The following is a 6,507-nucleotide window of genomic DNA, read 5'->3' as shown; positions in this document are numbered from 1 at the left end:
CGCACCCGGCTCCGGAGGCCGGTGCTCTATCCCCTGAGCTACGAGGGCGGGGAGCCCACTCTAATTCCGCCGGCCGGGGGCCCGAACGGGCGTACCGCCCTCGGCCGAGGCCCGCCTCCTAGGATCACGGCGTGTCCGGCGAGACCCTCCTGGTGGTCGACGACGACCCGGTGATCCAGAAGCTCCTCCAGGTCAACTTCGAGATGGAGGGCTACCAGGTGGTGCTGGCCGGGGACGGCGTGGAGGCCCTGGAGAAGGCCGCCGAGGTACATCCCGACCTGATCCTTCTCGACGTGATGATGCCGAGGATGGACGGCCTCGAGGCTGCAGGGCGGCTCAAGGCCGACGCGGCCACCGCATCGATACCGATCATCATCCTCTCCGCCAAGGCCCAGGACGCCGACGTGAAGGCGGGACGCGCCACCGGGGCCGACGAGTACATGACCAAGCCCTTCGATCCGCTGGAGCTCCTGGAGCGGGTGGCGGCGCTGCTCGAGCGACGGTCGTAGGCGCCGGCTACATCCGCTGCGGCGCCGCGATGCCCAGGAGGTCCAGGCCCCGTCCCAGAACGGCGGCGGTGAGGGCGGAGAGGCCGAGGCGGCTCTCGCGAACCTCGGGGTCGGCCCGCAGGACCGGGCAGGCCTCGTAGAAGGTCGTGAAGGTGGTGGCCAGCTCGAACAGGTAGGTGCACAGGCGGTGGGGCTGGAGGTGGGTGGCGGTGGCGTGCACGGCGCCGTCGAAGCCCACCAGGGCCAGGGCCAGGGCCCGCTCCTGCGGCTCCGCCAGGACCAGGTGGATGTCGCCCGCGTGCGCGGGCTCCTGGGCCATCTCCATCTCCGAGCCCCGGCGGAAGATGGAGTGGATGCGGGCATGGGCGTACTGCAGGTAGGGAGCGGTGTTTCCCTCCCGGGCCAGCATCCGGTCCCAGTCGAAGACGTAGTCCTTCACCCGGTCGTTGGCCAGGTCGTTGTACTTGACGCTCCCGATGCCGACCGCCTCGGCCACCGCGGCGGCGGCGTCGGCGTCGAGGTCGGGACTCTTCTCCACCACCACGGCCCGGGCCCGCTCGACCGCTTCGTCGAGCAGGTCGGCCAGGCGGATGGTGTCCCCGGACCGGGTCTTGAACGGTTTGTTGTCCGGGCCGAGGATGGTCCCGAACGGGGCGTGCTCGGCCGCGGCGCGCTCGCCGAGCCAGCCCGCCTGGCCGGCGACGGCGAACACCATGGCGAAGTGCTGGGCCTGGCGGGCGTCGGTCACGTACACCAGCCGGTCGGCGCCGAGGTCGCGCACCGAGAACCTGACCCCCGCCAGGTCGGTGGCGGCGTAGCCGTAGCCCCCGAACGAGTTGCGCACGATCAGGGGAAGAGGCCCCCCGTCCCGCCCGGTGAATCCCTCCGGGAAGGCGCACAGGGCCCCCTGGTCGACGGCCACGAGGCCCTTGTGCTCGAGCTCGGCCACCATCGGGCCGAGCGTCTCGTTGTAGAAGCTCTCGGGCCGGACGTCCTCGGGCCGGAGGGTGACGCCGAGGCGGCGATAGACCTCCTCGAAGTGGCGGCGGGACTCCGCCACCAGCTCCTTCCACAGCGCCATCGACCGGGCGTCACCCGACTGGAGGGCCACCACGCGGGTCCGGGACCGGTCGGCGAACGCCGGGTCGGAGTCGAGCTTCTCCTGGGCCTGCCGGTAGAGCTCGTTGAGGTCGGATATGGACCTCGGTGCGCCGCTGCCGGCATCGGCGGTGTCCCAGCCCAGGTCGACGAGGTGCTCGATGAGCATCCCGAACTGGCGGCCCCAGTCACCGAGATGGTCCTGGCGCATGACCCGGTGGCCGAGGAACTCGAGGATCCGGGCCAGGGCGTCGCCGATGGCGCAGCTGCGCAGGTGGCCGACATGCATCTCCTTGGCCACGTTGGGCCCGGCGAAGTCGACCACGAAGCGGCGGGGCGCCGCCGTCCGAGCCACCCCGAATGTCGGACTGGCGGCCGAGGCCTCCGTCTCCCTGGCCAGGTAGGTGTCGTCGAGGGTCAGGTTGATGAACCCGCCGCCCGCGACCTCCGCCTTGGCCACCACGCCGCGGCCGTCGAGGTGGGCGAGGATGGCGTCGGCCACGTCCCGTCCGGGCCGGCCCAGCCGCTTCGACAGGGCCATCGCCGCGTTGGCCTGATAGTCCCCGAACCGGGCCTGGCCTGCCCGGCGCAGCACCGGATCGGCGCCGGCCAGCTCGGGACCGAACGCGGCGCCGATGGCACCCTGCAGGCGTTCGGTGAGGATATGCACCGGGTCGGGCACGGGCCCCACGGTAGCTTCGGGTCATCTCGTCGCTTCCCCTCCGGCTGCTCCCCGACACGTCCGTGGTCGACGCCCGCGGCCGCCTTTCCGTGGGCGGTTGTGACCTGGTCGCGCTGGCCGAGGAGCACGGCACACCTCTGTTCGTCTACGACGAGGAGCATCTGCGGTCCCGCTGCCGGGAGGCGGTCGGGGCCTGGGGGGAGGGCGTGGCGTACGGGTCCAAGGCCTTCCTCTGCCGGGCCATGGCCCGGCTGGCCAACGAAGAGGGCATGTGGGTCGACGTGGCCACAGGTGGCGAGCTGCACGTGGCTCTCGCGGCCGGGGTCCCGGCGGGGCGCATCGTGCTTCACGGCAACAACAAGTCCGACGCCGAGCTGCGCCGGGCCGTGGCCGAAGGGGTGGGCCGCATCGTCGTCGACTCCGGCGACGAGATCGACCGCCTCGAGCTGATCGCGGCGTCGCGCGACGGGGGCTCGCCCCCGCGGGTGCTGCTCCGGGTCACCCCCGGGATCGAGGCCCACACCCACGAGTACGTGATGACCGGTCAGGTCGACTCGAAGTTCGGCTTCGGTCTGGCCAGCGGACAGGCGCAAGCCGCCGTCGAGCGGCTGCGGGCGCTGAGCGCTCTCGGGGCCGTCGACCTCGTCGGCATCCACGCCCACATCGGGTCGCAGATCTTCGTCACCGACTCCTTCGAGCGGGAGGTCGAGGTGCTGGCCGGGTTCTTCAACCCGCTCGGACTGGGGGAGCTGTGCGTGGGCGGGGGCCTGGGGGTGGCCTACGTCGAGGGGGAGTCGGCGCCCACGATCACGGAGTGGGCGGCAGCGGTCCGGCGTGCCTGCGCCGCCTTCGGGGTGGCCCCCGCGACCCGCGTCACCGCCGAGCCGGGCCGGTCGATCGTGGCCGGCGCCGCCGTCACCCTGTACACGGTCGGGACGCTCAAGGATCTGCCCGGGGTCCGCACCTACGTGGCCGTCGACGGGGGGATGAGCGACAATCCGCGGCCGGTCCTCTACGGCAGCGGCTACGAGGTGTTCCTTCCCCGCGCCGCTGACGCCGAGCGCCCGCGACGGGTCACCGTCGTCGGCAAGCACTGCGAGTCGGGGGATTTCATCGTGCGCGACGCCCGGGTGCCGGCCGACATCCGGGTGGGGGACGTCCTGGCCACCCCGGTCACCGGGGCCTACGGCCACTCCATGGCCTCCAACTACAACAAGGTGCTCCGCCCCGCCGTCCTGTTCGTGGCACAGGGGTGCGCCCGCACCGTCGTGCGGAGGGAGACCGAGGAGGACCTTCTCAGGTTGGACGCCTGAGGCAGGGTACGGTGGGCCCGTGAGCGCCGGTAACGCCACGGCTCCCGTCCGCGTCGGGCTCCTCGGCTGCGGAAACGTCGGCGGGGCGCTGGTGCAGATCCTCGAGTCCGACGCCGAGGTGATCACCGCCCGCACCGGGCTGCGCCTCGAGGTCACGAGGGTCGCGGTGCGCAACCTCGCCAAGGAGCGTCAGGTCGAGCTGCCCGACGGCGTGCTCACCCACGACGCCGCCGCCGTCGCCACCGCGCCCGAGGTCGACGTCGTCGTCGAGGTCATCGGGGGGATCGAGCCGGCCCGCAGCCTGATCCTGGCCGCCCTCAAGTCGGGCAAGCCGGTGGTCACGGCCAACAAGGAGCTGATGGCCAACGTCGGCGCCGAGCTCGCCCAGGTCGCGGCGGCCAACAACGTGGACCTCCTCTATGAGGCGTCGGTCGGTGGCGGCATCCCCCTCATCCGCCCGCTGCGCGAGTCGCTGGCCGGGGAGCGGGTTCGCCGCCTGATGGGCATCGTGAACGGGACCACCAACTACATCCTCACCCGGATGACCGAGGAGGCCACCACCTACGCCGAGGCCCTGGCGGAAGCCCAGAGCCTCGGGTATGCCGAGCGCGACCCGACGGCCGACGTGGAGGGCTACGACGCCGGGGCCAAGGCCGCCATCCTCGCCACCATCGCCTTCGGCGTGGAAGTCGTGGCCGGGGACGTGTACCGGGAAGGCATCAGCGGCGTGACGGCGCACGACATCGGGGTGGCCGACCGCCTCGGGTACGTCGTCAAGCTCCTGGCGATGGCGGACCAGGACGACGCCGGCGCCGTGGCCGTGCGCGTCCATCCCGCCATGCTCCCCCAGGCCCATCCCCTCGCCGCGGTGCGCGGCTCGTTCAACGCCGTCTTCGTCGAGGGTGAGGCGGTCGGTGAGCTCATGTTCTACGGAAGGGGCGCTGGTGGGGCTCCGTCCGCCAGCGCCGTCCTCGGGGACCTGATCGACGCCGCCCACAACCTGCGGGCCGGGGGCACCAGCCGCTCGACCAGCCCGCCCCGTGCCGTGATCCGCCCGATCGACGAGCTCCGATCCCAGTACTACCTCAGCATCGACGTGGTCGACCGGCCCGGTGTGCTGGCGGCGGTGGCGCAGGTGTTCGGCGGCCACCAGGTGTCGATCCGGTCGATGGAGCAGACCGGCCTGGCCGACGAGGCGCGCCTCATCTTCATCACCCATACGGCGCGCGAGGCGGACCTGCAGGCCACGATCACCGGTCTCCACCAGCTCGACGTGGTGAAGCGGGTCGGCAGCCTGCTGCGGGTGGCGGGCCCGGAATGACGCGCTGGCGCGGGGTGATCGAGGAGTACCGGGACCTCCTCGACGTCGGTGCCGACACCCCCGTCGTGACCCTGCAGGAGGGCGGGACGCCTCTGATCCCGGCCCCGCGCCTGTCCGACCGCGCCGGTGCCGAGGTGCACCTCAAGGTCGAGGGCGCCAATCCGACGGGGTCGTTCAAGGACCGCGGCATGACCCTCGCCATCTCCAAGGCGGTGGAGCGGGGCGCCAAGGCGGTGGTCTGTGCCTCGACCGGGAACACGTCGGCCTCGGCCGCCGCCTACGCGGCCCGGGCCGGGCTGGCGTGCGCGGTGCTGATCCCCGAGGGCCACATCGCCCTCGGCAAGCTGGCGCAGGCGCTCATCCACGGCGCCCGGGTGCTGCAGGTGCGCGACAACTTCGACGCCGCCCTCGACATCGTGCGCACGCTCGGGGAGCGGGCCCCGGTCACTGTGGTGAACTCGGTGAACCCCGACCGCATCGAGGGGCAGAAGACGGGGGCCTTCGAGGTCGTCGACGCCATGGGGGACGCGCCCGATTACCACCTCATCCCGGTCGGCAACGCCGGGAACATAACGGCCTACTGGCGCGGCTACCTGCAGTACCGCCAGGCCGGCCGGGCCACCCGGCTGCCCGTCATGCTCGGCTTCCAGGCCGCGGGGGCGGCCCCGATCGTCGAGGGCCACCCCGTCGCCGAGCCTGAGACGGTGGCCACCGCCATCCGGATCGGGAACCCGGCGTCCTGGTACGGCGCCACGGCCGCGGCCAGCGAGTCGGGCGGATCGATCCGGGCCGTGACCGACGAGCAGATCCTCGAGGCCTACCGGTTCCTGGCTGCCGAGGAGTCGGTGTTCTGTGAGCCGGCATCGGCGGCGTCGGTGGCCGGCCTGCTGGCCTACGGGGTCCCCCCGGGGTCCCGGGTGGTCTGCATCCTGACCGGGCACGGCCTCAAGGACCCCGACATCGCCATCAGCCAGATCGCCGTCCCGGTCCCGGTGGAGGCCGAGTACAACGCAATCCGGGCCGAGATCGGCCTCTGAGCCCAGGCCGGTCCCGGGCCTCCGGGGGCCGTAGCTTGTAACGGTCCTCCCGGTGACGTACCATGTGGTTCGCATCGCGCGGTCGTATTTGGGGGCGGTGCCACACGGCTCCTCCCCTAACGACTCCTCCCGTTCCGGCTTCGAGCCCCGCCGTTCACGCGTGGGACCCGGGACACACGGCAGCGGTCGGGGGTCCGCGGCAGCGCAGGGCTCGTCCCGGGCGTCCCCGGGTAGAAGAGCCGTCCGTCCACCAAACCCACCCGGCGGAGTGACCACCGGGTGGCCTCGACAACCTCAAGAGAGGTGCACATGAGCGATGAGCAGCAGCTCGAACGCTCGGTCCTGGAGCGCAAGGAGCGCGACGAGCTCCACGCCATCGCCGAAGCCATGGGCCTCAAGCCCGCCAGCAGGACGCGCAAGGCCGACCTGATCGACGAGATCCTCCGGGTGACCGGAGTGGTCACCGGATCCGACAATGGTTCGGCACCGGCGGACTCGGGCAACGGAGACACTCCCGCCGCCGACGCCGAGCGTCCCCGGCGCGGCC

6 protein-coding genes are annotated in these 6,507 nt (G+C 72.2%); 5 read left to right on the top strand and 1 reads right to left on the bottom strand.

Annotated features, from left to right (window positions below):
• Positions 1 to 131: 131 nt before the first annotated feature.
• Positions 132 to 509 carry a response regulator gene (locus VFW24_13155; GenBank protein HEX5267712.1) on the top strand — a complete coding sequence of 126 codons (378 nt, stop codon included), beginning with the start codon at positions 132 to 134 and terminating at the stop codon, positions 507 to 509.
• 7 nt (positions 510 to 516) lie between these two features.
• Here VFW24_13155 and argS read toward each other — a convergent pair whose 3' ends face one another.
• A complete protein-coding gene (argS, locus tag VFW24_13150; protein ID HEX5267711.1) occupies positions 517 to 2,289 on the bottom strand; it encodes an arginine--tRNA ligase in 1,773 nt (590 codons plus the stop codon).
• A 62-nt stretch (positions 2,290 to 2,351) separates the two neighbouring features.
• Here argS and lysA point away from each other — a divergent pair, with 62 nt between their 5' ends.
• The 4 genes from lysA to VFW24_13130 all read left to right on the top strand — a co-directional run.
• The gene (gene lysA, locus VFW24_13145; GenBank protein HEX5267710.1) at positions 2,352 to 3,602 is read left to right on the top strand and encodes a diaminopimelate decarboxylase; all 1,251 of its coding nucleotides are present in this window, start codon (positions 2,352 to 2,354) and stop codon (positions 3,600 to 3,602) included.
• A gap of 19 nt (positions 3,603 to 3,621) precedes the next feature.
• Positions 3,622 to 4,923 (top strand): homoserine dehydrogenase, encoded by a 1,302-nt coding sequence (locus VFW24_13140; protein HEX5267709.1) that lies wholly within the window; start codon positions 3,622 to 3,624, stop codon positions 4,921 to 4,923.
• A complete protein-coding gene (gene thrC, locus VFW24_13135; protein HEX5267708.1) occupies positions 4,920 to 5,960 on the top strand; it encodes a threonine synthase in 1,041 nt (346 codons plus the stop codon). The genes VFW24_13140 and thrC overlap by 4 nt, the downstream gene beginning before the upstream one ends.
• A gap of 303 nt (positions 5,961 to 6,263) precedes the next feature.
• Positions 6,264 to 6,507 (top strand): Rho termination factor N-terminal domain-containing protein (locus tag VFW24_13130; protein ID HEX5267707.1); only part of this gene is annotated, 244 nt, incomplete at its 3' end.

The sequence above is a fragment of the Acidimicrobiales bacterium genome (genome assembly GCA_036273495.1).
Classification (GTDB): domain Bacteria; phylum Actinomycetota; class Acidimicrobiia; order Acidimicrobiales; family JAJPHE01; genus DASSEU01.
The sequence above is the reverse complement of the archived record's forward strand: the minus strand, read 5'-3'. Positions and strand labels throughout refer to the sequence as shown.

Excerpts from the sequence above, each read along its gene's own strand:
- thrC (HEX5267708.1), top strand. The coding sequence starts at position 4,920 with ATGACGCGCTGGCGCGGGGTGATCGAGGAGTACCGGGACCTCCTCGAC.